The sequence below is a fragment of the Romboutsia sp. 13368 genome, from assembly GCF_018336475.1.
In the GTDB taxonomy this organism is placed as follows: Bacteria; Bacillota; Clostridia; order Peptostreptococcales; family Peptostreptococcaceae; genus Romboutsia.
This window is the reverse complement of sequence record NZ_CP048741.1, coordinates 2353244-2379138: the sequence shown is the minus strand read 5'-3', so window position 1 is coordinate 2379138 and position 25895 is coordinate 2353244. Positions and strand designations below refer to the sequence as shown.

General features: G+C 29.4%; 19 protein-coding genes, 4 tRNA genes and 1 riboswitch. Of the genes, 22 read left to right on the top strand and 1 reads right to left on the bottom strand.

Annotated elements, in window-relative coordinates; all coding sequences use genetic code 11:
• Window positions 1-79 precede the first annotated feature (79 nt).
• From G3997_RS09980 to mreB, 14 genes are all read left to right on the top strand, one after another.
• Window positions 80-156, top strand: a tRNA-Asp gene (locus G3997_RS09980).
• Between the two features lie 11 nt (window positions 157-167).
• A tRNA-Asn gene (locus G3997_RS09975) sits at window positions 168-243 on the top strand.
• Between the two features lie 5 nt (window positions 244-248).
• Window positions 249-323: transfer RNA gene (locus G3997_RS09970), tRNA-Gly, on the top strand.
• An 18-nt stretch (window positions 324-341) separates the two neighbouring features.
• Window positions 342-418, top strand: a tRNA-Arg gene (locus G3997_RS09965).
• A 145-nt stretch (window positions 419-563) separates the two neighbouring features.
• Window positions 564-1406, top strand: coding sequence for a diadenylate cyclase CdaA (gene cdaA / locus G3997_RS09960; RefSeq protein ID WP_296645615.1), 843 nt, complete (start codon window positions 564-566; stop codon window positions 1404-1406).
• A complete protein-coding gene (locus G3997_RS09955; protein WP_296645614.1) occupies window positions 1403-2599 on the top strand; it encodes a CdaR family protein in 1197 nt (398 codons plus the stop codon). Before cdaA ends, G3997_RS09955 begins: the two co-directional genes overlap by 4 nt.
• 346 nt (window positions 2600-2945) lie before the next feature.
• Entirely contained in the window at window positions 2946-4292 is a 1347-nt protein-coding gene (gene glmM, locus G3997_RS09950; RefSeq protein ID WP_296645613.1) for a phosphoglucosamine mutase, read from the top strand.
• A gap of 267 nt (window positions 4293-4559) precedes the next feature.
• Window positions 4560-6389, top strand: a complete 1830-nt coding sequence (gene glmS, locus G3997_RS09945) for a glutamine--fructose-6-phosphate transaminase (isomerizing) (protein WP_296645612.1) — start codon at window positions 4560-4562, stop codon at window positions 6387-6389.
• 86 nt (window positions 6390-6475) lie between these two features.
• A complete protein-coding gene (locus G3997_RS09940) occupies window positions 6476-7210 on the top strand; it encodes a YwmB family TATA-box binding protein (RefSeq protein ID WP_296645611.1) in 735 nt (244 codons plus the stop codon).
• A gap of 20 nt (window positions 7211-7230) precedes the next feature.
• Window positions 7231-8484, top strand: coding sequence for a UDP-N-acetylglucosamine 1-carboxyvinyltransferase (gene murA / locus G3997_RS09935; protein ID WP_296645610.1), 1254 nt, complete (start codon window positions 7231-7233; stop codon window positions 8482-8484).
• An 81-nt stretch (window positions 8485-8565) separates the two neighbouring features.
• Window positions 8566-9579, top strand: a complete 1014-nt coding sequence (spoIID, locus tag G3997_RS09930; RefSeq protein WP_296645609.1) for a stage II sporulation protein D — start codon at window positions 8566-8568, stop codon at window positions 9577-9579.
• 96 nt (window positions 9580-9675) lie between these two features.
• Complete coding sequence (locus tag G3997_RS09925) at window positions 9676-10353, top strand: M23 family metallopeptidase (protein WP_296645608.1); 678 nt, start codon at window positions 9676-9678, stop codon at window positions 10351-10353.
• A gap of 130 nt (window positions 10354-10483) precedes the next feature.
• Entirely contained in the window at window positions 10484-10750 is a 267-nt protein-coding gene (spoIIID, locus tag G3997_RS09920) for a sporulation transcriptional regulator SpoIIID (protein WP_071121572.1), read from the top strand.
• 95 nt (window positions 10751-10845) lie between these two features.
• Window positions 10846-11862 (top strand): rod shape-determining protein MreB, encoded by a 1017-nt coding sequence (gene mreB, locus G3997_RS09915; protein WP_296645607.1) that lies wholly within the window; start codon window positions 10846-10848, stop codon window positions 11860-11862.
• A 67-nt stretch (window positions 11863-11929) separates the two neighbouring features.
• Here mreB and yyaC read toward each other — a convergent pair whose 3' ends face one another.
• Window positions 11930-12439, bottom strand: a complete 510-nt coding sequence (yyaC, locus tag G3997_RS09910; RefSeq protein WP_296645606.1) for a spore protease YyaC — start codon at window positions 12437-12439, stop codon at window positions 11930-11932.
• A 246-nt stretch (window positions 12440-12685) separates the two neighbouring features.
• A riboswitch (SAM riboswitch) is annotated at window positions 12686-12790 on the top strand.
• 137 nt (window positions 12791-12927) lie between these two features.
• On the opposite strand from yyaC, the gene metK reads away from it, so the two are divergent.
• The 8 genes from metK (at window position 12928) to G3997_RS09870 (ending at window position 25858) form a co-directional block, all read left to right on the top strand.
• Window positions 12928-14121, top strand: a complete 1194-nt coding sequence (gene metK / locus G3997_RS09905; protein WP_296645605.1) for a methionine adenosyltransferase — start codon at window positions 12928-12930, stop codon at window positions 14119-14121.
• 134 nt (window positions 14122-14255) lie between these two features.
• On the top strand, window positions 14256-16478 hold the full coding sequence (gene recD2, locus G3997_RS09900) for an SF1B family DNA helicase RecD2 (RefSeq protein ID WP_296645604.1): 2223 nt from the start codon (window positions 14256-14258) through the stop codon (window positions 16476-16478).
• A 2-nt stretch (window positions 16479-16480) separates the two neighbouring features.
• Window positions 16481-17236 (top strand): ComF family protein, encoded by a 756-nt coding sequence (locus tag G3997_RS09895; protein ID WP_296645603.1) that lies wholly within the window; start codon window positions 16481-16483, stop codon window positions 17234-17236.
• Window positions 17237-17977: 741 nt separating this feature from the next.
• A complete protein-coding gene (hpf, locus tag G3997_RS09890) occupies window positions 17978-18526 on the top strand; it encodes a ribosome hibernation-promoting factor, HPF/YfiA family (RefSeq protein ID WP_296645602.1) in 549 nt (182 codons plus the stop codon).
• 136 nt (window positions 18527-18662) lie between these two features.
• Window positions 18663-21335: a preprotein translocase subunit SecA gene (gene secA / locus G3997_RS09885; protein WP_296645601.1), complete on the top strand. Its 2673-nt coding sequence runs from the start codon at window positions 18663-18665 to the stop codon at window positions 21333-21335.
• A gap of 15 nt (window positions 21336-21350) precedes the next feature.
• Window positions 21351-22461, top strand: a protein-coding gene (gene prfB, locus G3997_RS09880; RefSeq protein WP_296645600.1) for a peptide chain release factor 2 whose coding sequence is annotated in 2 segments (ribosomal slippage) — window positions 21351-21425 and window positions 21427-22461 — 1110 coding nt in all. Because the reading frame shifts where the segments join, the coding sequence is not laid out codon by codon here.
• 77 nt (window positions 22462-22538) lie between these two features.
• Window positions 22539-24680 carry a Tex family protein gene (locus tag G3997_RS09875; RefSeq protein ID WP_296645599.1) on the top strand — a complete coding sequence of 714 codons (2142 nt, stop codon included), beginning with the start codon at window positions 22539-22541 and terminating at the stop codon, window positions 24678-24680.
• A 20-nt stretch (window positions 24681-24700) separates the two neighbouring features.
• Window positions 24701-25858, top strand: a complete 1158-nt coding sequence (locus tag G3997_RS09870; protein WP_296645598.1) for an amidohydrolase — start codon at window positions 24701-24703, stop codon at window positions 25856-25858.
• The last annotated feature ends 37 nt before the right edge of the window (window positions 25859-25895 follow it).

Sequence of the window (25895 nt, the reverse complement as noted above, 5' to 3'; positions counted from 1 at the left end):
GACTATAGCTCAGCTGGGAGAGCACCTGCCTTACAAGCAGGGGGTCACAGGTTCGAGCCCTGTTAGTCCCACCATTCGCGGCCTGGTAGTTCAGCTGGTTAGAATGCCAGCCTGTCACGCTGGAGGTCGAGGGTTCGAGTCCCTTCCAGGTCGCCAACTTAATACACGGGAATATGGCTCAGTTGGTAGAGCAATTGACTGTTAATCAATGGGTCACAGGTTCGAGTCCTGTTATTCCCGCCAATCATGCGGCAATAGTTCAGTGGTAGAGCGCAACCTTGCCAAGGTTGAAGTCGCGAGTTCGAATCTCGTTTCCCGCTCCATTTAATATTCTATAATGTGGGTGCATAGCTCAGCTGGATAGAGCAACGCCCTTCTAAGGCGTGTGTCCGGGGTTCGAATCCCTGTGCGCTCACCATTCAAAAAAAGTTTCACATTAGTGAAACTTTTTTTTTATAAAATAACTATGCATTAAATAGTTTGAATATACTTCAATGAATATAGTATAATACATAGTATAATAGTGTAAATTATTAATAAATCTAAAGCAGGAGGAAGTAATTGTGTTAGATATAAATTCCTTTTTTAGTGGATTTTTAGATATTATTTTTAGAGTAAATATAAATGATATAGTGGATATATTAATCATAGCATATATATTTTATAAGATATTCATGTTTATAAAAGATACTAGAGCAGAGCAAGTTTTAAAAGGAATTGTTTTGTTATTTGTAGCTACACAAGTTAGTAAAGTTTTAAAATTACATACATTATATTGGTTATTAATAAAAGCTTTGGATTTAGGATTCATAGCTGCATTGATTATATTTCAGCCTGAACTTAGAGCAGGCCTTGAGCATATAGGAAGAACAAAGTTTAACTTCTTCCAAAAAAATAATATAAGCGTTTCAGAAGAAAAGTTTAATAGGACAGTAGAAGAAATTGTTGAAGCACTATATTCTTTATCTAGACAAAAGATAGGTGCACTTATCATATTAGAAAGAAATACTAAAATAGGTGATATAATTAATACTGGTACAAGTATTGATGGTGAAGTATCAAGGCAATTATTGATAAATATATTTATACCAAATACTCCATTACATGATGGAGCTGTTGTTATAAGGGAATCTCAAATAAAAGCAGCATCATGTTTTCTTCCATTAACACAATCGAAAGATTTAAGTAAAGAGTTAGGTACTAGACATAGAGCAGCAATAGGGGTTAGTGAAGTTTCTGACTGTATATCATTAATAGTTTCAGAGGAAACTGGAGATGTATCTATAGCTAAATCAGGTAAGATATATAGGAAAATATCAAAAGATAGAATGATCAATATATTAAGGAGCAATTTAAAAATTAATACTCAAGAAAAAAGTTTTTTCAAAGGTGGGATATTTAAATGATGAATAAATTAAAAGAGAATACTAAGGTAAAGTTGATATCCCTATTAAGTGCAATAATATTATGGATGTATGTTATGGCAGTAGTAGATCCTGATGATACAAAATTATTCGAGGATGTTCCAGTTATAATAACTAACTTAAATGAACTTAAAGATAGAGATTTAGTTATTTATCCAGAGAAAGAGCTTACTACAGATATATATGTTACAGGAAAGTTATCAAATATACAAAAAGTAACTAAGAGTGATATAAATGTATATGGTCAAATAGATAATCCTATAGAAGGTAAGAATGAAATACATTTAAAATTATCTACATCTCAGAGAATTAGTGCAGATTTTAAAAATCCAGTTATGGTTGTAACATTAGAAAAAATTATTGAAGAAGAACGTAGCATAACTGTAAACATAGAAGGTAGTGGTAAAAATAATGTAGACACTATAGCGCTAGATAAGAATATAGACAAAGTTAGTATATCTGGTCCTAGAACATTAGTAGATGAAGTCAAAGATGTTGTAGGAACTGTAAATGTAGAGGGTGAAAATAAAGATTTTTCTCAAGATATAAAACTACAACCTATAGATAAGAAGGGTAATGTTGTAGAAGGTGTAGAATTATCTCAAGAATCGATAAAAGCAAATGTAACATTATTAACAAAAAAGGAAGTTCCTATAAAGTTAAATTTACAGAGTAATATTACAAATGAAATTGATAGAAAAAATTATACTTTAAGTCAAAATACAGTTATGATAACAGGAAAAAAAGATATTATAGACCCTATTAGCTATATAGATACTCAAGACATAAATATAGATGAAATTTTAGATGGTGACTCTAAGGACATATACTTAAACATTCCAGTTGGAGTAACTACAAATATTAAGTATATTACAATAAAAAGAGAATTAGCAGATAATGTAGTTGCAGAATATAAATATACTGCTCAAGAACTAGAAATAAGAAATAATACAAATAGTATAGAAGAAAATAAAATTATTATTCCTGACGAAATTAGCGTTAGTATAGAGTATATAAATACTATAGGGCCGATAAATAAAGAAGATATAACTTTATATATTGATTTAAGTGAACTATCATCAGAAAATAATACTTGTAAAATAAATTATGAATCTAAGTACAAAATAGAAAAAATAAGTATAAACCCAGATACTATAAAAGTAGAAACAGCATAGAGATAAAAAGATGCAACAATAATTATATACAATTATTGTTGCATCTTTTTTATTTTGCATATACTATGAAATTGTATAATAAAAAKATTAAGATATAATATTCTTAGTAAAAAATATATCAAACTTAAGCGCAATTATAAAATACTAAGAATATAATAATATCAAATTTTTACTTAAATGGAAAAAGGTATAATAATTACCCTAAAGTGTACATTTTAAAGAATTATATTGTCCTTTTTGTCTTTCTGTATTAAAATGTCCTTATGGATTAAACTGAGAGAATAATATAATTTAAATATATATAATAATATACTTATACGTTTTTCTTTTTGAAAGGAGATCTTTAATGAGAAAATATTTTGGAACTGATGGAGTAAGAGGTGTAGCAAATACAGAACTTACTTGTGAATTAGCATATAAATTAGGTAGAGCTGGTGGATACGTATTAGCTCAAGGTAAAGATAAAGTTAAAGTAATAGTTGGGAAAGATACAAGAGTTTCAGGGGACATGTTAGAAGCAGCATTAATATCAGGTCTTATGTCAGTAGGATGTGATGTTGTTACAGTTGGAGTAATACCAACTCCTGGTGTTGCATATTTAACAAAGAAATATGAAGCTGATTGTGGAGTTGTTATATCAGCATCTCACAACCCTGTTGAATACAATGGTATAAAATTCTTTAATAAAGATGGATATAAATTAGATGATTCAGTTGAATTAGAAATAGAAAATTATATAGATAATATAGAAAAAGTAGATTTCCATCCAATTGGAGATAAAGTTGGAAGAAAAATATTTGTTCATAATGCACAAAGAGACTATATAGACTATTTAAAATCTATAGTAAATGTAGATTTTAAAGGTTTAAAAGTAGTATTAGACTGTGCTAATGGAGCTGCATATAAGGTTGCACCAACAATATTTAGCGAATTAGGAGCGAATGTAGTAACTATAAATAGTGAACCAGATGGAAATAATATAAATGATAAATGCGGATCTACACATCCAGAAAAGTTACAAAAGGCTGTTGTAGAAAATAAAGCTAATTTAGGTCTTGCATATGATGGAGACGCAGATAGATTAATAGCTGTTGATGAAAATGGAAACATTGTAGATGGAGATCATATAATGATATTAAGTGCTATACACTTAAAAAATAAAGGGAAATTAGCACAAGATACATTAGTTGTTACAGTTATGAGTAATATAGGACTTACTATAGCTGCAAAAGAACACGGCATAAATCTAGCTACTACTGCAGTAGGAGATAGATATGTACTAGAAGAAATGAAAAACAGTGGATTTAATCTTGGTGGAGAGCAATCAGGTCATATGATATTCTTAGATTATAATACAACTGGAGACGGAGTTTTAAGTTCTTTAGTATTAGCTCAAATAGTATTAGAAGAAGGTAAAAACTTATCAGATCTTGCAGCTGTAATGACTCAATACCCACAAGTATTAGTTAATGCTAGAATAAAGAATGAAAATAAGAATAGATATATGGAATATCCAGAAATAAAATCTGAGATAGAAAGAATAGAAAAATTACTAGATGGATGTGGAAGAGTCTTAATAAGACCATCAGGAACAGAGCCATTAGTAAGAGTTATGTTAGAAGGTAAAGAGGAAGGTCAAATAAAAGAATTAGCAACAAACTTAGCTAATCTTATACAAGAAAAATTATCATAGTTTTTGAGATGGGCACAAAATGAAACTTGTGTTCATCAATAAGCGCCAGAACTTGGTTACTAACGACAACGAGTTGATTTAATAATAAACTGAGTTGACGAGGTCAGAGTTTATCGAATTGTCGGCGGATGCTCTGCGGTGAATTCACCATCGTAAGAACTTTCTTAAAATATAGAAGTAATTCTATACACAAAGGGAAGCTTAAGTGAATAATATATGACCTAACTCTAAAAATATAAATAATAATATTTTTAGGAGGAATTAAATATGTGTGGAATAGTTGGATATTTAGGACACAGACAAGCAACAGAAGTTTTAGTAGAAGGACTTTCTAAATTAGAGTACAGAGGRTATGATTCTGCAGGAGTTGCAGTTAATACTGGAAATGAATTAGAAATAAGAAAATTTAAAGGAAGATTAGCAATACTTGCTGAAGATTTAGAAAAATCTCCAATATTAGGTGGATTAGGAATAGGACATACTAGATGGGCAACTCATGGTGAACCATCAGATGTAAACTCTCATCCTCACTTCAATATGGATAGAACAATAGCTGTTGTACACAACGGTATAATAGAAAATTATATGGAATTAAAAGAAGAGTTACAAGCAGAAGGTGTAGTATTCTTATCTCAAACAGATACAGAAGTTGTAGCTCATTTAGTTGATAAATATTATGAAGGTAATTTATTAGATGCTGTTTATAAAGCAACTGAAAGATTAAGAGGAGCATATGCTTTAGGAGTTATATGTAAAGATAACAATAATGAATTAGTTGCGGTTAGAAAAGATAGTCCATTAGTTGTAGGACTTGGAGAAGGTGAAAACTTCATAGCATCAGATATACCTGCTATATTAAAATATACAAGAAATGTATACTTCTTAGAAAATGGTGAATTTGTTCATATAGTTGGAGATAAATTATCTATTTTAGATGAAAATAGAAATGTTGTTGAAAAAGAAGTTACAGAAATAACTTGGGACGTAGAAGCTGCATCTAAGGGTGGATACGAGCACTTTATGTTAAAAGAAATATATGAGCAACCAAATGGTGTTAAAGAAACATTAATAAGAAGATTAAATAATAATGGAGAAATCCAATTAGACGATATAAAAATGACTAAGGAAGACTTAGATAAGATAAATAAGGTTTATATAGTTGCATGTGGTACTGCATATCATGCAGGTCTTGTTGGTAAATTTGCTATAGAAAAATTTGCAAAAATACCAGTAATAACAGATATAGCATCTGAATTTAGATATGGAGATCCATTTGTTGACGAAAATACTTTATTAATATTAGTAAGTCAATCAGGTGAAACAGCAGATACTTTAGCATCTTTAAGATATGCTAAGGAAAGAGGAGCTAGAATATTATCAGTAACTAACGTTGTAGGTTCATCTATAGCTAGAGAATCAGATGATGTATTCTACACTTGGGCAGGACCTGAAATATCTGTTGCATCAACTAAAGCTTATACAACTCAATTAGTATCATTCTACATGATAGCATTAGATTTTGCTATAAAGAAAGGTACTATAACTAGAGAATTCTACAATGAAATGATAGAGAAATTAAAAGAAATGCCTGAAAAGGTATCAAAAGCTTTAGAACAAGAAGAATATATAAAAGATGATGTTGCAAAAACATTAAAAGATGCAAGCAGTGCTTTCTACTTAGGTAGAGGTTTAGATTACAACTTAGCTATGGAAGGTGCTTTAAAGATAAAAGAAATATCTTATATACATGCAGAAGCATTTGCTGCTGGTGAGTTAAAGCATGGTACAATAGCATTAATAGAAAAAGGAACTCCAGTAATAGCTATAGCAACTCAAGAAGAATTATTCGAAAAAATGGTATCTAACATGGAAGAAGTTAGAGCTAGAGGTGCTTATGTAATAGCTATAGCACAAGAAAAGAATACAGAAGTTGAAAAAGCTGCTGATAAGGTAATATATATACCTGATGTAGATGATATAGTATCTAGTATATTAACAGTTTTACCACTTCAATTATTATCTTACTATGTTGCAGTTGAAAGAGGTTGTGACGTAGATAAGCCAAGAAACTTAGCTAAATCAGTAACAGTTGAATAGAGATAAAAATAGGCTATAAAAGTATATCCTCCTTAAGATTGTCAATAATTTAAGTATAACATGATAATTTTGAGGGGGATTTTTAAATGAAAACAATTAAGATTATAGCGAGTTTTTTTATATTAATGTTAATAGGCATGTTTATTTCATATGGGGATAATGATAATAGTGAATATAATAAACTTTTAGACACATTTAATGACACACAAGCACAATTTAAATTTTATAACATTAAGGCTAATGGATTAATAGATTATGATATAACAAAGAATGAAATTAAAGATATATGCATAGATATAATTAATGACCTTGGTTTAGAAGAAAGTAATATAAAATGGGAAGAAAAATGGAATAGTCAAGAAAAGCAAATATATATTGAATCTAAAACACAAGAAAAAAGTATTTCTATAATAGGAATTAAAAAAAATAGTAGTGAATCCTATATAATTATTGACATATTGGAAAATAAGGTATATAAAAATATAGTGGATATTTATACAATTCTTGAAAAATCATTATATAAATACTCAAATGTTGTTGATATAAGTACATGTATATCAGGGGAGTTTTACAAAAAATTACAATTTGATAAATATAATGATATTTTAGAAAAAATATTATATAATATGAATGCTGAAGAAATAGATAGAATTGAAAATGACAATATGATATCTGTTACAGCATACAGTGAATTTTTAGACGAAAATGATTTAGAATACTTAGCAAGCAAGATAAATTTAAATATAGGAATTAGGTATAGCGAAGATGAAGATAAAACATTAATTTATATAGCTACACCTATTATAAAATTAGATTATTGACAATGAGGAGAGAGAGTGAGATGCCTAAAATATTAGTTAAGAAAAGTAATCCTCTTAGAGGAATCGTTAAAATAGATGGAGCAAAAAATGCAGTATTACCTATAATAGCTGCAACATTATTAGCAAAGGGGAAATCGACATTAAGAGGGGTTCCAAATTTAAAAGATGTACATGTTATATCAGACCTATTAAGACATTTAGGAGCAGAAGTAGAATATAGTGATAATACTTTAATAGTAGATGCTACTAATATAACAACATGTGAAGCACCATATGAACTTGTAAGAAAGATGAGAGCATCATTCTTAGTAATGGGACCATTACTTGCAAGATTTAACCATACTAAAATATCTATGCCAGGGGGATGTGCTATAGGAACAAGACCTATAGACTTACACTTAAAAGGATTTAAGCATTTAGGTGCTAAAGTTGATATGGATCATGGATTTGTAGAAGCTACAGCTGAAAAGTTAGTAGGTAGCAAATTATACCTAGATTTCCCATCAGTTGGGGCAACTGAAAATATAATGATGGCAGCTGCACTTGCAGAAGGTACAACTATAATAGAAAATGCAGCAGAAGAGCCTGAGATAGTAGATTTAGCAAACTTCTTAAATGAAATGGGTGCTAATGTAAAAGGTGCAGGAACAAACACTATAAAAATAAAAGGTGTAAAAGAATTAATAGGAACAGAACATAACGTAATACCTGATAGAATAGAAGCAGCAACTTATATGGTAGCAGCAGCTATGACTAAAGGAGATATAACTATAGAAAATGTAATGATGGAACATTTAAAACCTGTAACAGCTAAATTAATAGAAGCAGGTTGTGAAATAATAGAAATGGATAATGCAGTTAGAGTAATAGGACCAGAAGTTTTAAAACCTATAGATATAAAAACTCTACCACATCCAGGATTCCCAACAGATGTTCAAGCTCAATTTATGGCTATGCTTACTGTTGCAAATGGAAGTGGAACAGTAATAGAAACAGTATTTGAAAATAGATTCATGCATGCTGCGGAGTTTAATAGAATGGGTGCAGATATAAAAATCGAAGGAAGAAGTGCAATAGTTAAGGGTGTTAAGCAGTTACATGGTGCTAAAGTAAATGCTACAGATTTAAGAGCAGGTGCGGCACTTATATTATGTGGTTTAATAGCAGAAGGTGAAACTCAAATAGGTGAAATATACCACATACAAAGAGGATATGTAGATATAGATAAGAAAATAACTGCATTAGGTGGAAATATAGAAATAGTAGAAGACTAATAAATAAAAAATTTATAGTAATAAAATAATAAGGGTTATTCATATACTTTAAGGGACAAGTAATCTAAGGAGGAAAAGTATATGAATAACCCTTTAGGAATTTTAGCGGGAATATTAGTATGTTCTGCAACACTACCAGTGTTTCTGAGCACAGTATCTTATAATAATATAGAAATAAATGAGCCTCAAAAGCAGGAACAGTCAGTAGATAAAGAATATATAAATTATGAGAGCGTAGATAAAACTTCACCTAAAATTAATATATATAATCATAAAACTGGAAAAACACAAAAAATGAATATGGAAGAATATTTATATGGAGTACTTTCAGGGGAAATGCCTTCAGATTTTGATATAGAGGCATTAAAGGCACAGGCTGTAGCAGCTAGAACTTATGTTATGTATAATCAGGAAAATGGATCATCTAAACATAAAGGTTCAGCTGTATGTACTGATTATACTCATTGCCAAGAATATAAAAGTGAAGAAGAATTAAAGAAATTAAAAGGAGAAGATTGGATAAAAAATTCTTATCCTAAAATAAAACAAGCAATAAATGAAACAAAAGGACATATCATAACATATGATGGTAATCCTATTTTGCCATTATACTTTTCAACATCATCTGGAAAAACTGAAAATAGCGAAGAAGTATTTTCATCAGAATATCCTTATTTAAGATCTGTAGATAGCCCATATGACAAATATGCTCCCAAGTATGCATCTACTTTAAAAATAACTAATAAAGATTTTGTATCTAAATTAAAGAGTACCTATAGTGATATAAATATAGATGAAAATAATATTAGTTCTCAGATTAAAATAGTAAGCAGAAGTGACGGTGGAGCGGTAAATAAAATAAAATTAGGAAATAAAGAACTTACAGGAAGAGATATAAGAAATATATTAAATCTTAACTCAGCTAATTTTGAAATTAAATTTGATGATAATACTTTAGATTTTATTGTAAAAGGCTATGGACATGGAGTAGGAATGAGTCAATGGGGCGCAGAAGGTATGGCACAGGAGGGGTATAAATATTATGAAATACTATCTCATTACTATAAAGATACAAAGATAAAAGATATATACTAAAAATATTTAAAATATATTGTAAATAAATGGATAAATTGTATAGAAATATAAAATAAAGCCAACAATACAGTTAGATAATATATTTGGAGGTGCTGTATGAAGAAAAAACTATTAGAAAAAGATGGTTTTTACTTGGCTTTATTTGTATGTATATGTTTAATAGCTATTGGTGGGGTTTGGTTTACAAAAAATAATGTAGAAGAGTTGACTTCAAATGATTTATTTGTAAATAAAACTAATGAAAATAGTAAAAATGAAGAAGATGAAATACATTTAATAGAAAATGAAAAACAAGAGGATGATTCTATACCTACATCTACTGAGTCAAAAGAAAATTTAGAGAAGGCAAAAGAAAAACAAGAAAGCGAAGTTTCAAAATTAAGTTTTTTAGGAGAAAAAGTTGTTAGAGAATATTCTGAAAAACAACCAAGCTATTCAAAAACATTAGACGTATGGGAAATACATAAAGGTTTAGATATAAGTGCAGATAGTGGATATGAGGTAAAATCATTATTAGATGGAAAAGTAGTTAATGTATTTAAAGATGATAAACATGGAATATCGGTAAAAGTAGAAAGCTCTAATAATGTAGTTGTTGTATATTCTAACTTAGATGAAAAAACTAATGTTAAAAAAGGACAAGAAGTTACAGAAGGTCAAGTGCTAGGTACAATTGGAAATACTACATCAGTTGAAAGTGAAGATGGAAATCATGTGCATGTAGAAGCATTTAAAGGTGATGAATATATAGACCCTATGACACTTATTAAATAAATTATATTACAAATTATGCATTCACTAATAAAAGATATAACAGACTTTAATCAAAAATGATTTAGTCTGTTATATTTTTGCATTAATTCACATATATATCATTAAGGTTAGTATGTGAGGAGGGAATGTAGTGAGATCTCATATAGAGGAACGAGCAATCGTTGTGGCAAAATATATATTAGAAAAGAATACTACAGTAAGACAAACCGCTAAAACATTTGGTGTGAGTAAAAGTACTATTCACAAAGATGTTACCGAACGATTAGAAGAAATAAACCCTACTCTTGCAAAAGAGGTTAAGATGGTTTTAGAAAAAAATAAATCTGAAAGACATATCAGAGGTGGAATGGCAACAAAACTTAAATATGAAAAAGAAACAAAAAAAGATGTAGGGTAATACCTACATCTTTTTCTTGACTTAAATAAGTTTTTTGTATATTTTGTATAATAGGGTTTATAATGAATCGATTAAAATAAAAAGGAGTTGAAGTAATGTCTAGAGCAGATATAGGTATAGATTTAGGTACGGCAAATGTACTTGTATATGTTAAAGGTAAAGGTATTGTTTTAGAAGAGCCTTCTGTTGTAGCTATAGATAAGAAAGCTAAGGCTGTATTAGCAGTTGGAGAAGAAGCTAGAAGGATGATAGGTAGAACACCAGGCAATATAGTTGCAATAAGACCATTAAGAGATGGTGTTATATCTGACTATGATGTAACTGAAAAAATGTTAAAGTACTTTATAGAAAAAGTAGTAGATAAAAAGGGATTTAATAGATTCTTCATGCCTAGAATAATGGTTTGTGTTCCTACAGGTGTAACGGAAGTTGAAAAAAGAGCAGTAGAAGAAGCTACAAGACAAGCAGGTGCAAGAGAAGTGTACATAATAGAAGAGCCTATAGCAGCTGCAATAGGGGCCGGAATAGATATAGCTCAACCTAATGGAAATATGGTAATTGATATAGGAGGAGGTACAGCTGATATAGCTGTAATATCTCTAGGTGGAGCAGTAGTAAGTGAATCAATAAAAATGGGTGGAGATAAATTTGATGAAGCTATAGTAAGGTATATTAAAAAACAACATAACCTTCTAATAGGTGAAAGAACTGCTGAAAAGATAAAAATAGAAATAGGATGTGCATATAAAATAGAAGAAGAGAAATCTATGAAAGTAACAGGTAGAAATTTAATAACTGGATTACCTCATTCTATAACTGTACATTCTTCAGAGGTATTAGATGCTTTAGAGGAATGTGTTGAACAAATTGTAGTTACAACACATATAGTTCTAGAGAAAACACCTCCAGAGTTAGCAGCAGATATAAGTGATAAAGGAATAATAATGACTGGTGGAGGAGCATTATTATATGGATTAGGTAAGAGAATAGAAGAAAGAACAGGAATAAAGGTAATAGTTGCAGATGAGCCATTATCTTGTGTTGCAAAAGGAACAGGAAAAGCACTTGGCTCAATAGATTTATTAAAGTCAGGTGGAATTTTTAATAAATAGATATCTAAAACATAAAAAATCCTACTTTAAAATTATCTAAACTAAAGTAGGATTTTTTATGTTTTATTCATGTTGAAAGTAAAAGTGATAGAGATATAATTTCAGCTAATTCTAATATAAAACTAAGTCTAACATTATTAAATGAAAATCTATTATTTTCATCTATTTTATCTACTATACCTACTATTGAATAGTGTCCGATTTGAGGTAATTTCTTACCAACACCTTTTCCTGGTAAGATAGGTCCTTCTCTTATTTGTATATTACCTATACTGCTTTTTGAGCCTAAACAAGCATCTATAGCTAGAAAGTTACCTTTAGGATGGAATTTTTTTATATGTTCAATAGATTCATAAATATTTAAAGCATGGATAGGGTTATCTAATGTACCGTAGACAGGGTATTTAAAATCACTATTTTTAAGCATTGTGCCAACTAAAGGGCCAAGGGCATCACCTATAGCCCTATCTGTTCCTATACAGACTACAACTGTGTTTTCATCAATTATATCTTTAATAATTGAACTTAGAACCTGTACTACACTTTCTTTTTTATAATTTATTTTGGCTAAATACATAGGAACCCCCTTTCCAAAAAAATATATGAAAAATTTATAAAAAAAATGCCTATATCAAAAGCTTAATGCAGTAAATTTAAGGTTTTGTTTAGACAAAATTAATTTATAATAGATACAAAATAGGTAATTTATAAATTATAAAACCTATATATACCATATAAAGATAATTACAATAGTCTATTGACATAATAATAAAAAAATAGTAATATAAGTATATATTAAATAAAAAATGAATATTTCTTGATTACCTTATCAAGAGAGGCGGAGGGACAGGCCCTGTGAAGCCCAGCAACCACCCATTAGGGAAAAGGTGCTAAATCCTACAAGATTATATATCTTGAAAGATGAGGTTAGTTAATTAATGTATTTATATATACGAAAATTAACCTCTTCTTAATAAGAAGAGGTTTTTTTATTTTAAATACGTATAAAACTAACTACCTTGTAATAATAATAAGAATGTACATTAAATTTTAGGAGGATGGATTATGGCAAGACATTTATTTACATCAGAATCAGTGACAGAAGGGCATCCAGATAAAATATGTGACCAAATATCAGATTCAATATTAGATGCATTATTAGAAAATGACCCACATGCTAGAGTTGCATGTGAAACAACTGTTACAACAGGTTTAGTACTAGTAGCAGGAGAGATAAGTACTAATACTTATGTTGATATACCTAAGTTAGTAAGAAAGACAGTAAAAGAAATAGGATATGATAGAGCTAAGTATGGATTTGATGGAGAGACTTGTGCAGTTATAACAGCTATAGATGAGCAATCAGGAGATATAGCTATGGGTGTTGATGAAGCCTTAGAAAATAAACAAGGTGAAGTAACTGAAGATGAAATAGAAAAAGTAGGAGCTGGAGACCAAGGTATAATGTTTGGTTTTGCTTGTAACGAAACAGAAGAATTAATGCCTCTTCCAATATCGTTAGCTCATAAGTTATCTAGAAGATTAACAGAAGTTAGAAAGAATGGAACTTTAGAATACTTAAGACCAGATGGAAAAACTCAAGTAACTGTTGAATATGATGGTTCTAAAGTAGTAAGAGTACATACTATACTTATATCAACTCAACACGGAGAAGAAGTTGATAATGAAACAATAAGAAGAGATTTAATAGAGCATGTAATAAAAGCAGTTATACCTGCAGAGTTACTTGATGAAGAAACTATAATATATATAAACCCAACAGGAAGATTCGTTATAGGAGGACCTCAAGGAGATACAGGCCTTACAGGAAGAAAAATAATAATAGATACTTACGGAGGATACTCTAGACACGGTGGAGGAGCATTCTCAGGAAAAGACCCTACAAAGGTTGATAGATCAGCTGCTTATGCTGCAAGATATGTTGCTAAAAATATAGTTGCTGCAGGACTTGCAGATAAGTGTGAAATAGAGTTAGCTTATGCTATAGGTGTTGCTAGACCATTATCAATATTTATAGATACTTTTGGAACAGGAAAAGTTTCAGAAGAAAAGTTAGTTGAATTAGTTAATAAGCACTTTGACTTAAGACCAGGTGCAATAATAAGAGACTTAGACTTAAGAAAACCAATATACAAGCAAGTAGCTGCTTATGGACACTTTGGAAGAAATGACTTAGACTTACCATGGGAAAGAACTGATAAAGCAGATACATTAAGAAAAGAAGCATTAGGAGAATAATTTAAATAAAACCTAATAAAAAATCACCCCTTAAAGTAAATTTATTTTAAGGGGTGATTTTATTTATTATAAAAGGTATAATAATTACAACTTAAGACGAGTATAGAAATAGTAATTATTGTAGGAGAGCAAATATGGAAAGAATAGAAGGAATGGTAAGTGATATAGTATTTAAAAATGATGATAACGGATATACTATTGCTCACTTAGCTAATTCAGATAATGAAATTGTTATAGTAGGGTGTATGCCAACCTTATCGGTAGGAGAAAGTATTGAAGTAGAAGGTAAATGGGTAAATCATAAAACTTATGGAACTCAGTTTGAAGTAGAAAAATTTATGCCAGTAACTCCATCATCTCTAGAAGGTATATATGTGTATCTATCATCGGGAATGATACATGGTATAGGAGAAAAGATGGCAAAAAGAATAGTAGATAAATTTGGTGTAGATACTTTAAATATTATACAAAATGCTCCAGAAAGATTAAAAGAAGTAGAGGGGATAGGAAGTAAAAAGATAGAGCAAATAGTAAAAAGCTATGAAGAAAATAGGGAGCTTAGAAATATTATAATTGAGTTATCACCATATGGAATTACGCCAAATTACTGTATGAGAATATATAAAAAATATAAAAATAATGCAATTAAAATAATAAATGAAAATCCTTATAAGCTAGCAGAAGACATAAGGGGAATTGGATTTAAAATAGCTGATAATATAGCTAATAAAATAGGTATTGAAAAGGACTCTAGAGATAGAGTTTCACAAGGGATTTTATATACATTAAATCAGTCATTAAGTAGTGGTCATACATATCTACCAAAGAATATTCTTTTACAAGAAGCGTCAAAGTTACTAGAAGTTAAATCTCCAATAATAGAAGAATGTATAATTTCATTAGCATACGATCAAAAGGTACATATAGAAAAGGTTAATGGAAATCAGTTAATTTATTTAATACCATATTATTTATCTGAAAATGGTGTTTGTAAACAAATAATAAAATTATCACAAGCTGAGTTTGAAAATTTAAATATAAATATAGATGAAGAAATTGAATTTGTAGAAAATGAAGAAAATATAAAGTTAGCACAAAATCAAGTTCTTGCAGTTAAAGAAGCTATAGAAAATGGAGTTGTTATAGTAACTGGTGGCCCAGGTACAGGAAAAACTACAACTATAAATACAATAATAAAAATATTTGAGAATAATAAAAAGGAAGTTGTTTTAGCAGCACCAACTGGAAGAGCAGCAAAAAGGATGAGCGAAACATCAGGACGTGATGCAAAAACTATACATAGATTACTAGAAATGGGATATGCAACAGATAGTGAAGATCTTCAATTTATGAAAAATGAAGAAGAGCCTATAAATGCAGATGTAATAATAATAGATGAAGTATCTATGGTTGATATTATGCTTATGTACAGCTTACTTAGAGCTATAAAGCCAGGAACAAGAGTTATATTAGTTGGAGATAGTGATCAGTTACCATCTGTAGGTGCGGGAAATGTATTAAAGGATATGATAGATTCTAATATAATAAATGTAGTCAGACTAAATGAGATATTTAGGCAAGCTAGAGAAAGTATGATAGTAGTAAATGCCCATAAAATAAATAAAGGAGAACCATTATTTCTAAATAGCAAAGGGAAAGACTTTTTCTTTTTAAGAAAAGGGACTAATGAAGAGGTTATACAAGAGATAGTAGGTCTAGTTAGCGAAAGGTTACCAAAATTCTATAATCTAGATAAATTAAAGGATATACAAATATTATCGTCTATGAGAAAGGGAGATTTAGGGGTAATCAATTTAAATAATGAGCTTCAAAAATACCTAAATCCACCTCAAAAATATAAAGTAGAGGAGAACTTCCAAAAGCGTATATTTAGGGTTGGAGATAAAGTTATGCAAATTAAGAATAATTATACTAAGAAATGGGAAAATGAAGACAAAAGTGAAAGTGGAGAAGGAATATATAATGGAGATATAGGATACATTTATCACATAGATAAAGAAAATAAGAAAATTTATGTATTATTTGATCAAGTAAAAATAGTATCTTATGGGTATGATGAATTAGATGAACTAGATCATAGTTTTTGTACTACAATACATAAAAGCCAAGGTAGTGAGTTTCCAGTTGTAGTAATCCCTATAACATGGGCACCACCAATGTTACTTAGCAGAAATTTATTATATACAGCAGTAACAAGAGCTAAAAAATTAGTTGTATTAGTTGGAGATGTAAAATATTTAGAATACATGATAAAGAACAATAGAACGAATGACAGGTATTCTAATTTATCATATAAATTAAATAAATTTAGAGAAGAAGGATTATTGATAAAATAAAAATGATAAAAAATAATTTTTTTAATATATTTATTAATGCTATAAATATACTTTTAGAGTTTTTGTACCCAGACAATATAAATTGTATATTATGTGATAATCCAATAAATAAAACTAACACATATTCTATGTGTAAGGAGTGTTTTACTAATATAAGTTTTATATTAGATGGGTGCGTAAAGTGTGGAAAACCTATAATTAATTACTCTTTAGAAGATCAAAATATAGAAGGGTGTAATTATTGTTTAAATAAAGGATTTTATTTTGATAAAGTTATATCCTGTATAGAATATACACAACTTAGCAAAAAAATAGTATTTGGATTAAAGTATAATAACAAAACTTATATGAGTAAATATATAGCACAAATAATGAAAGAAAAATTAGAGTTAGAAGATATCAAATTTGATTATATACTGTTTGTTCCATTGCACAAAAAAAGAATGAGAAAAAGAGGATTTAACCAAGCAGAAAAGATAGCTAGAAATTTAAGTGACCTAGTAAATGTACCCATAATAGATAAAATTGATAGAAAATATAATACAAGGAGACTATACATACTTAATAAAGAAGAGCGGAAAAAAGAATTGAAAAATGCATTTATCTTAAAAGAAGTCAAAGAGAATTTGAAAAATAAAAATATATTACTTGTAGATGATATATTTACAACAGGTTCAACTGTAAATGAAATATCAAAACTTATAAGAGTTGAAGGTGTAAATAAAATATTTATAATGACTTTCTTAACAAGAGTCTAATCAATTTCAACAATGAAATAATTTTCTATTGACATATTTACTTTAAAATTATAAAATAGATAAGTAATATTTAGGTCTGTGGTTGAAAGTCCAAGCCAGTCGCAGGCAAAGGGATCCACGTAAGTCAACACTAAAAATTGGGTTGATGATCATGGTGCGGCTTAGAAGTAAGACCTACCGGTATTAAAATCGAGAGAGCTAGTAGTGCGGCAAACCCAAGCGAACCCTCCAGTAGGCGAGTGTGGGGTCAAAAACCAGGTCAGCTAAATATTCAAAAGTACCTTTTATGGGTGCTTTTTTTTTACAAAAATTTTGATTATATATTATAAAGTTTTACTAATAAATTAATTATAGAARTAATAAAAGTATTTTGAAGCAAGGAACTCACCTGAAATAAAAGTAAAATGTATCATTCACGACATGAGTGGAGTTTTAATATTAAATTTTGACATAAATACACAAATTAATAACAATTTAAGTTGAAATTTGTGGATATATATAATGTTAAAAACAGCTAAAAATGCACAAAAACAAGACTTATTAACATTTTTATCCACATTATCAACAGATAGATTAGTGAATAATCCACATACTTAATAGATATTATTAATAAATCTTCATTTAATTGAATAGATTAGGTAATAAAAGCTAACAATAAAATAAAAGGTTTTATAACAGATATATAGAATATAAAAATAAAGTATGAATTTTATACTGATATAACTGAAGGGAGATGTTCTTATGAATATAATAATGTCTGGAAAACAAATGGATTTAACGGATGGAATAAAACATGCCATAGAAGAGAAATTAGGAAGATTGGATTTCTACCTTCATCCAGAAACGGATGTAAAGGTTACAGTAAGTGCTAAAAAAGCAAGACAAAAAGTAGAAGTTACAATATTCCCTATAAATGGACCGATAATAAGAGCAGAAGATATAGAAGAAAATTTATATGCAGCAATAGATATTGTGTATGATAAATTAAATATACAGTTAAGAAAATATAAAAAGAGACTACAAGATAGACATAAATTAAATGAAAGCATAAGATTTGATGCGATAGAGGATATAGAAGAAACTGATCAATCTTCAAGTGAAGATAATTTAGATATAGTAATAGAAAGAACTAAAAAATTTGGTGTAAAACCAATGAGTCCAGAAGAAGCTGTTTTACAAATGGATTTATTAGAACATGATTTTTATATGTTTAGGAATGCAGAATCAGATGGTATATCTATAGTATATAGACGTAAAAATGGTGGATATGGACTAATAGAATCTGAATAAGGTAGTATGTATACATAAAAAAGCTATTGATAAATCTAATTGTCGATAGCTTTTTTTGAGTAAATAATATTATAGAGAGTTTTTTTATGGTAAAATATATAGATATTATAGAAATGTGCGAGGAGAGATTTTAAACATGGGTTTTTTAGATAATTTATTTAACATGGCAGATAAAAAAGAGCTAAAAAAATTCAACAAAATAGTTGATAGTATAGATTCACTAGAACCAAAATTTGAATCTATGTCAGATAAAGAGCTTAAAAATATGACAAATATATTTAAGGAAAGATTAGATAAGGGAGAAACATTAGATGATATACTACCAGAGGCATTTGCAGTTGTAAGGGAAGCTTCTAAAAGAGTATTAGGAATGAGACACTATAGAGTTCAGCTTATAGGTGGAATAGTTCTTCATCAAGGGAGAATAGCTGAAATGAAAACTGGTGAAGGTAAAACATTAGTAGGAACAGCTCCAGTTTACTTAAATGCTCTTACAGGCAAGGGTGTACATGTTGTTACGGTAAATGATTACTTAGCAAAGCGTGATAAAGAGCAAATGGGAAAAGTATATGAGTTTCTAGGAATGACTGTTGGGGTAATCGTTCATGGACAAGACCCACAAACAAGACGCCAACAATATCAATGTGACATAACTTATGGTACAAATAATGAATACGGATTTGATTACTTAAAAGATAATATGGTAATTCATAAAGAACAAATGGTTCAAAGAGAATTAAACTATGCAATAGTGGATGAGGTAGACTCAATACTTGTTGATGAAGCGAGAACTCCACTTATAATATCTGGACCTGGAGATAAATCTACTCATTTATATTCAGATGCTAACACATTCATATTAACATTAAAACCAGATAACTATGAAATAGATGAAAAACAAAAGTCGGTTGCTTTAACTGAATCAGGTATACAAAAAGCAGAAGTTTATTTTAATGTTGAAAATATAACTGATATAGCTCATATGGAATTATACCATCACATAAATCAAGCATTAAAGGCTCATACAAATATGAAGAGAGACGTTGATTATGTAGTTAAAGATGGTGAAATAATAATTGTTGATGAGTTTACAGGAAGACTTATGTTTGGTAGAAGATACTCAGAAGGATTACATCAAGCGATAGAAGCTAAAGAAGGATTAAGAATACAAAGAGAATCTAAAACTTTAGCTACTGTAACATTCCAAAACTATTTTAGAATGTACAATAAGCTTTCAGGTATGACAGGTACTGCTAAAACTGAAGAAGAAGAATTTAAAGCTATATATAAAATGGACGTAGTTCAAATTCCAACAAACAAGCCAGTACAAAGACAAGATTTATCAGATGCCGTTTACAAAAACGTAGTTGGTAAATTTAATGCAGTTGTTGAAGATATAATAGAAAGACATAAAAATAAACAACCTATACTTGTAGGTACTGTATCGATAGAAAACTCTGAATTAATATCTCAATTATTAAAGAGAAGAGGAGTTAAACACGAAGTATTAAATGCTAAATACCATGATAAAGAAGCTGAAATAATAGCTCAAGCTGGTAGATTAGGTGCAGTAACTATAGCAACTAATATGGCTGGTCGTGGTACAGATATAGTACTAGGTGGTAACCCAACATTCTTAACTAAAAAAGAGATGAAAAAGTTAGGATATGATGAAAGCATAATAAATAAAGTGGATGCTTCTTTAGAAGGTATAGATAGAGAAGGTAATGAAGAATTATTCTCTGCTAGAGAAAAATATGAAGAGTTATACCAAAAATATAAAGAAGAAACAAAAGCTGAGCAAGAAGAAGTTATGAAGGCTGGAGGTCTTGCTATAATAGGTACAGAAAGACATGAATCTAGAAGAATTGATAACCAGTTAAGAGGACGTGCTGGTCGTCAGGGAGACCCAGGTAGCTCAAGATTCTATATATCTTTAGAAGATGATCTTATGAGATTATTCGGAAGTGAAAGAATATCTGGAGTAGTAGAAAAAATAGGTCTTGAAGAAGATATGCCTATAGAGCATAAGATGCTAACAAAATCTATAGAAAGTGCTCAGAAGAAAGTAGAAGGTAGAAACTTTGGAATAAGAAAGCACGTACTTCAATATGATGATGTTATGAACAAGCAAAGAGAAATAATATATACAGAAAGAAGACGTGTTCTTGAAGGTGAAAACTTACAAGAGCAAATCCAAAATATGATTCATTCTTTAATAGAAGAAGGTGTTATATCATATTCTCAAGAAAATGGATTTGATTCTGAAAGATTTGTAGAATATATGTATAACTTATTTATGCCAAGAGGAAGCATAGAAGTTTCAGACATAGAAAATCTAAAAATAGAAGAAGTTATAGAAAAAGTTTATGATATAGCTATGAAGATATACAATGGAAAAGAAGAAAGAATAGGATCTGAAAGAATGAGAGAAGTAGAAAGAGTTATACTTCTTCAATCAGTTGATAACCATTGGATAGATCATATAGATGCTATGGACCAATTACGACAAGGTATAGGTCTTCGTGCAATAGGTCAACAAGACCCTGTAATAGCATATACAGATGAAGGATTTAATATGTTCAATGAAATGAACAGTCATATAAAAGAAGATACTATAAAATACTTATTCAACATAACTATAGAAGAGCCAGTTGAAAGAAAGCAAGTTATAGATGTTGACCACTTATCATCTAATGTAGATGAAGATTCTGATAACAAAACTGTTAAAAAAGAAGATGCTATAGGAAGAAATGATGATTGTCCATGTGGAAGTGGTAAAAAGTATAAAAAATGTTGTGGAAGATAATTTTGGAGGACCAAAATGTTAAATATACAAGAGTATAGAAATAGTGTGGAGCAGATGGCTTCAAATATAGAAGAATTGAGGGATTCTCTTTGACATTGCTTCATTACTAATCAGAATTAAAGAAAATGAAGATAAAATGAATCATCAAGAGTTTTGGAATGATAATGAAGTAGCTCAAAAAGTTCTTCAAGAAAATAAAGGTTTCAAAGAAACAGTAGATGAATATAACAAATTAAAAGAATCACTAGAAGAGATAGAAGTATTAATTGAAATAGGTTTGGAAGAAAATGATGAATCTATAGAAAAAGAGATAGAACAATCTATATCAGACCTTGAAGAAAAAATTGATATGGTTACAATAAAAACTCTTTTAAGTGGAGACTATGACAAGAATAATGCAATATTATCTATAAATGCAGGAACAGGTGGACTTGATGCTCAAGATTGGGCTCAAATGCTACTTAGAATGTATATAAGATGGGCAGAAGCTAAAGGATATAAAGTTAAAACATTAGATTTACTTTCAGATCCAGCAGCAGGAATTAAAAGTGCTACACTTCATATAGAAGGGCTTAATGCTTATGGATATTTAAAAAGTGAAAAAGGAGTTCATCGTATAGTTAGGATATCTCCTTTTGACCCTTCTGGTAAAAGACATACATCTTTTGCATCTATAGATGTTATACCAGAGTTAGATGATAGTATAAGTATAGATATAAATCCAGCTGATTTAAAAATAGATACTTATAGAGCATCTGGAGCAGGAGGTCAGCATGTAAATACTACTGATTCAGCTGTAAGAATAACACATATTCCTACAGGAGTAGTTGTACAATGTCAAAATGAAAGATCTCAACATAAAAATAAGGATACTGCTATGAAAATGCTTATGGCAAAACTTATTGAATTAAAAGAACTTGAACAAAAAGAAAAAATTGAGGATATACAAGGAAAGTATGCTCAAATAACTTGGGGAAGTCAAATAAGATCATATGTATTCCAACCATATAAGCTTGTAAAAGACCATAGAACTAATGCTGAAATAGGAAATGTAGATAGTGTTATGGATGGAAACTTAGATTTATTTATAAATGAGTACTTAAAAATGAATAAGTCTAAAAAATAGTTAAAATAGGGGCTTGAGAATTTAATTCTCAAGCCTTATTTAAAAGTATAAAATTAAACAAAGGAAGAGTGGGTTTTATGAATATAAATGAAATTCTAAAAAAAGAATTTAATCTTAGAGATGAACAAATAAATAATACAATAAAGCTTATAGATGAAGGAAATACAATTCCGTTTATAGCTAGATATAGAAAAGAAATGACTGGGGAAATGAGTGATGTAACTTTAAGAGCATTCTTTGATAAACTAACCTATTTAAGGAATCTTCAAAGTAGAAAAGAAGATGTAATAAGAATAATTGAAGAACAAGGAAAGCTTACACCAGAAATAAAAATAAGTGTAGAAAAGGCTAATACACTTCAAGAGGTGGAGGATATATATGCCCCATATAAACAAAAGAAAAGAACAAGAGCAACTATAGCAAAAGAAAAAGGTCTAGAAGCATTAGCAATAGATTTATTAAATAAAAATATAGTAAATATAAATGAAGAAGCAACAAAATACATAAATGAAGAAAAAGAAGTAAATTCTTTAGAAGATGCAATTAAAGGAGCTAAAGATATAATAGCTGAAATAGTTTCTGATGATGCTAAAGTAAGAAAATATATAAGAGAGCTTGCATTAAGAGAAGGTATAATAGTAACTAAAAATTCAAATGAAGAAAAATCAGTTTACGATATGTACTATGATTATAGTGAATCAGTAAAAACTATAGCGCCACATAGAGTATTGGCAATAAACAGAGGAGAAAAAGAAGACTTCTTAAAAGTTAAGGTAGAAATCAATAATGAAAAAGTAATAAATTATATAATAAATGAATATGTAAATGATAAGAACTTTAAAAATAAAGAAGTAATAGTCAGTGCAATAGAAGATTCATATAAGAGGCTAATATTCCCATCAATAGAAAGAGAAATCAGAAATAATCTTACTGAAAATGCTCAAGAAAGAGCTATAAATGTATTTGGTAAAAATATAAAAAGTTTATTACTTCAAGCACCAGTAAAAGATAAGGTTGTTATGGGATTCGACCCTGCATTTAGAACTGGATGTAAGATAGCTGTTGTTGATAAAAATGGAAAATTATTAGATACTACTACTGTTTATCCAACAGAGCCTCAAAATAAAGTAGAAGAATCTAAAAAAGAGTTAAAATCATTAATTGAGAAATATAATATAGATATAATAGCAATAGGAAATGGTACAGCATCAAGAGAATCAGAAAAGTTTGTATCTGACATGATAAAAGAAATAGATAGAGAAGTTCAATACATAATAGTTAGTGAAGCAGGAGCATCAGTTTACTCTGCATCAGAACTTGCAAATGAAGAACATCCAGATATAAATGTATCTTTAAGAGGTGCTATATCTATAGCAAGAAGATTACAAGACCCATTAGCTGAACTTGTAAAGATAGATCCTAAGAGTATAGGAGTAGGTCAATATCAACATGACCTAAATCAAAAGAGACTAGAAGGTGTACTAGATGGAGTTGTAGAAGACTCTGTAAATAGTGTTGGAGTAGATTTAAACACAGCATCATACTCTTTATTAGAACACATAGCAGGTATAAGTAAAACTATAGCTAAAAACATAGTTGCTTATAGAGAAGAAAATGGAGATTTTACTTCAAGAGCTCAAATTAAGAAAGTAAAAAGACTTGGACCTCAAGCATTTACTCAATGTGCAGGGTTTATGAGAATTGAAGGTGCTAAAAATCCTTTAGATAATACTGGTGTACATCCAGAAAGCTATGATATATGTAAAAATATGTTAGATATGCTTGGCTACTCATTATCTGATGTTGAAAGTAAAAATATATTAGATATTGATTCTAAAGTTGAATCTATAGGTATAAAAGAATTAAGTAATAAACTTCAAGTAGGAGAAGTTACTTTAAAAGATATAATAGCTGAAATCAAAAAGCCTGGAAGAGACCCTAGGGAAGAAGGAATAAAACCCATACTTAGAACAGATGTATTAAAAATTGAAGATATTCAAGAAGGCATGATATTAAAAGGAACTGTAAGAAATGTGGTTGACTTTGGTGCCTTTGTAGATATTGGTATAAAAAATGATGGTTTAGTACATAAATCTGAAATGAGTAAGGGATATGTTAAAGATCCTATGACTGTTGTTACTGTTGGAGATATAGTTGATGTAAAAGTTATAGGAATTGATATGAATAAAAAGAGAGTAGCTTTATCTATGAAAATTTAGTTAGATAAGAGGAGATTAAGATGATATTTATAAAAAATGGAACAATAAATACAATTACCAATGGAATAATAAAAGGCGATATTTTAATAGAAAATAAAAAGATAAAAGCAATTGGAGAAAGTCTAGAAGTACCTCAAGATGCTAAAATAATAGATGCAGAAGGTAAGTTAGTTTTTCCAGGATTTATAGATGCACATACTCATTTAGGTTTATGGGAAGATGGTATGGGATTTGAAGGTGCTGATGGTAATGAAGAAACAGATCCTATAACACCACATCTTAATCCTATAGATGGTATAAATCCAATGGATAATACATTTAAAGAAGCTAGAGAAGGTGGAATTACATCAGTATGTACTACACCTGGTAGTGCAAATGTAATGGGTGGAGAATGTATAGCTATAAAGACATATGGGAAAAGAATAGATAAAATGGTTATAAAAAATCCTGTTGCATCAAAAATAGCATTTGGAGAAAATCCAAAATCTTGTTATGGTAGAGATGAAAAAATGCCACAAACAAGAATGGCAATAGCAGCACTTTTAAGAGAGCAATTAAAGAAAGCAGAAGAGTATTTAGAACAAATAGAATTATACATGGAACATGAAGAACATGATAAACCTGAATACGATATGAAAATGGAATGTTTATTACCTGTACTAAGAGGTGAAATACCATTTAAGGTTCATGCACATAGAGCAGATGATATATTTACTGCAATTAGAATAGCAAAAGAATTTGATATAAAGCTTACATTAGACCATTGTACGGAAGGTCATTTAATAGCTGATGAATTGGCGGAAGAAGGATATCCAGTTGTAGTTGGACCATCATTATCTGAAAGGTCTAAGATAGAATTAAGAAACTTAACTTTTGATACACCAGGAATACTTTCAAATGAAGGGTTACAAGTTTCATTAATGACAGACCATCCGGTAATTCCAGTACAATACCTACCTGTATGCGCGGGAATAGCTGTAAAATATGGTATGAAAAAAGAGAAAGCATTAGAAGCAATAACTATAAACCCAGCTAAGACTCTAGGAATAGAAAAGAGAGTAGGGTCTTTAGAGGTAGGAAAAGATGCAGATATAGTTATATGGGATAATGATCCTTTTGAATTACAAAGTAATGTTTTAATAACAATAATAGATGGTAAGATAGTATATGAAAGATAATAAATAATTAAAATATATTGAAAATTATGTAATTATT

What these genes read in the sequence shown, in the direction of transcription:
- G3997_RS09955 (WP_296645614.1), top strand. Translation starts at nt 1,403, where the DNA reads ATGATGAATAAATTAAAAGAGAATACTAAGGTAAAGTTGATATCCCTA.
- glmM (WP_296645613.1), top strand. Translation starts at nt 2,946, where the DNA reads ATGAGAAAATATTTTGGAACTGATGGAGTAAGAGGTGTAGCAAATACA.
- G3997_RS09940 (WP_296645611.1), top strand. Translation starts at nt 6,476, where the DNA reads ATGAAAACAATTAAGATTATAGCGAGTTTTTTTATATTAATGTTAATA.
- murA (WP_296645610.1), top strand. Translation starts at nt 7,231, where the DNA reads ATGCCTAAAATATTAGTTAAGAAAAGTAATCCTCTTAGAGGAATCGTT.
- spoIID (WP_296645609.1), top strand. Translation starts at nt 8,566, where the DNA reads ATGAATAACCCTTTAGGAATTTTAGCGGGAATATTAGTATGTTCTGCA.
- G3997_RS09925 (WP_296645608.1), top strand. Translation starts at nt 9,676, where the DNA reads ATGAAGAAAAAACTATTAGAAAAAGATGGTTTTTACTTGGCTTTATTT.
- mreB (WP_296645607.1), top strand. Translation starts at nt 10,846, where the DNA reads ATGTCTAGAGCAGATATAGGTATAGATTTAGGTACGGCAAATGTACTT.
- yyaC (WP_296645606.1), bottom strand. Translation starts at nt 12,439, where the DNA reads ATGTATTTAGCCAAAATAAATTATAAAAAAGAAAGTGTAGTACAGGTT.
- metK (WP_296645605.1), top strand. Translation starts at nt 12,928, where the DNA reads ATGGCAAGACATTTATTTACATCAGAATCAGTGACAGAAGGGCATCCA.
- recD2 (WP_296645604.1), top strand. Translation starts at nt 14,256, where the DNA reads ATGGAAAGAATAGAAGGAATGGTAAGTGATATAGTATTTAAAAATGAT.
- G3997_RS09895 (WP_296645603.1), top strand. Translation starts at nt 16,481, where the DNA reads ATGATAAAAAATAATTTTTTTAATATATTTATTAATGCTATAAATATA.
- hpf (WP_296645602.1), top strand. Translation starts at nt 17,978, where the DNA reads ATGAATATAATAATGTCTGGAAAACAAATGGATTTAACGGATGGAATA.
- secA (WP_296645601.1), top strand. Translation starts at nt 18,663, where the DNA reads ATGGGTTTTTTAGATAATTTATTTAACATGGCAGATAAAAAAGAGCTA.
- G3997_RS09875 (WP_296645599.1), top strand. Translation starts at nt 22,539, where the DNA reads ATGAATATAAATGAAATTCTAAAAAAAGAATTTAATCTTAGAGATGAA.
- G3997_RS09870 (WP_296645598.1), top strand. Translation starts at nt 24,701, where the DNA reads ATGATATTTATAAAAAATGGAACAATAAATACAATTACCAATGGAATA.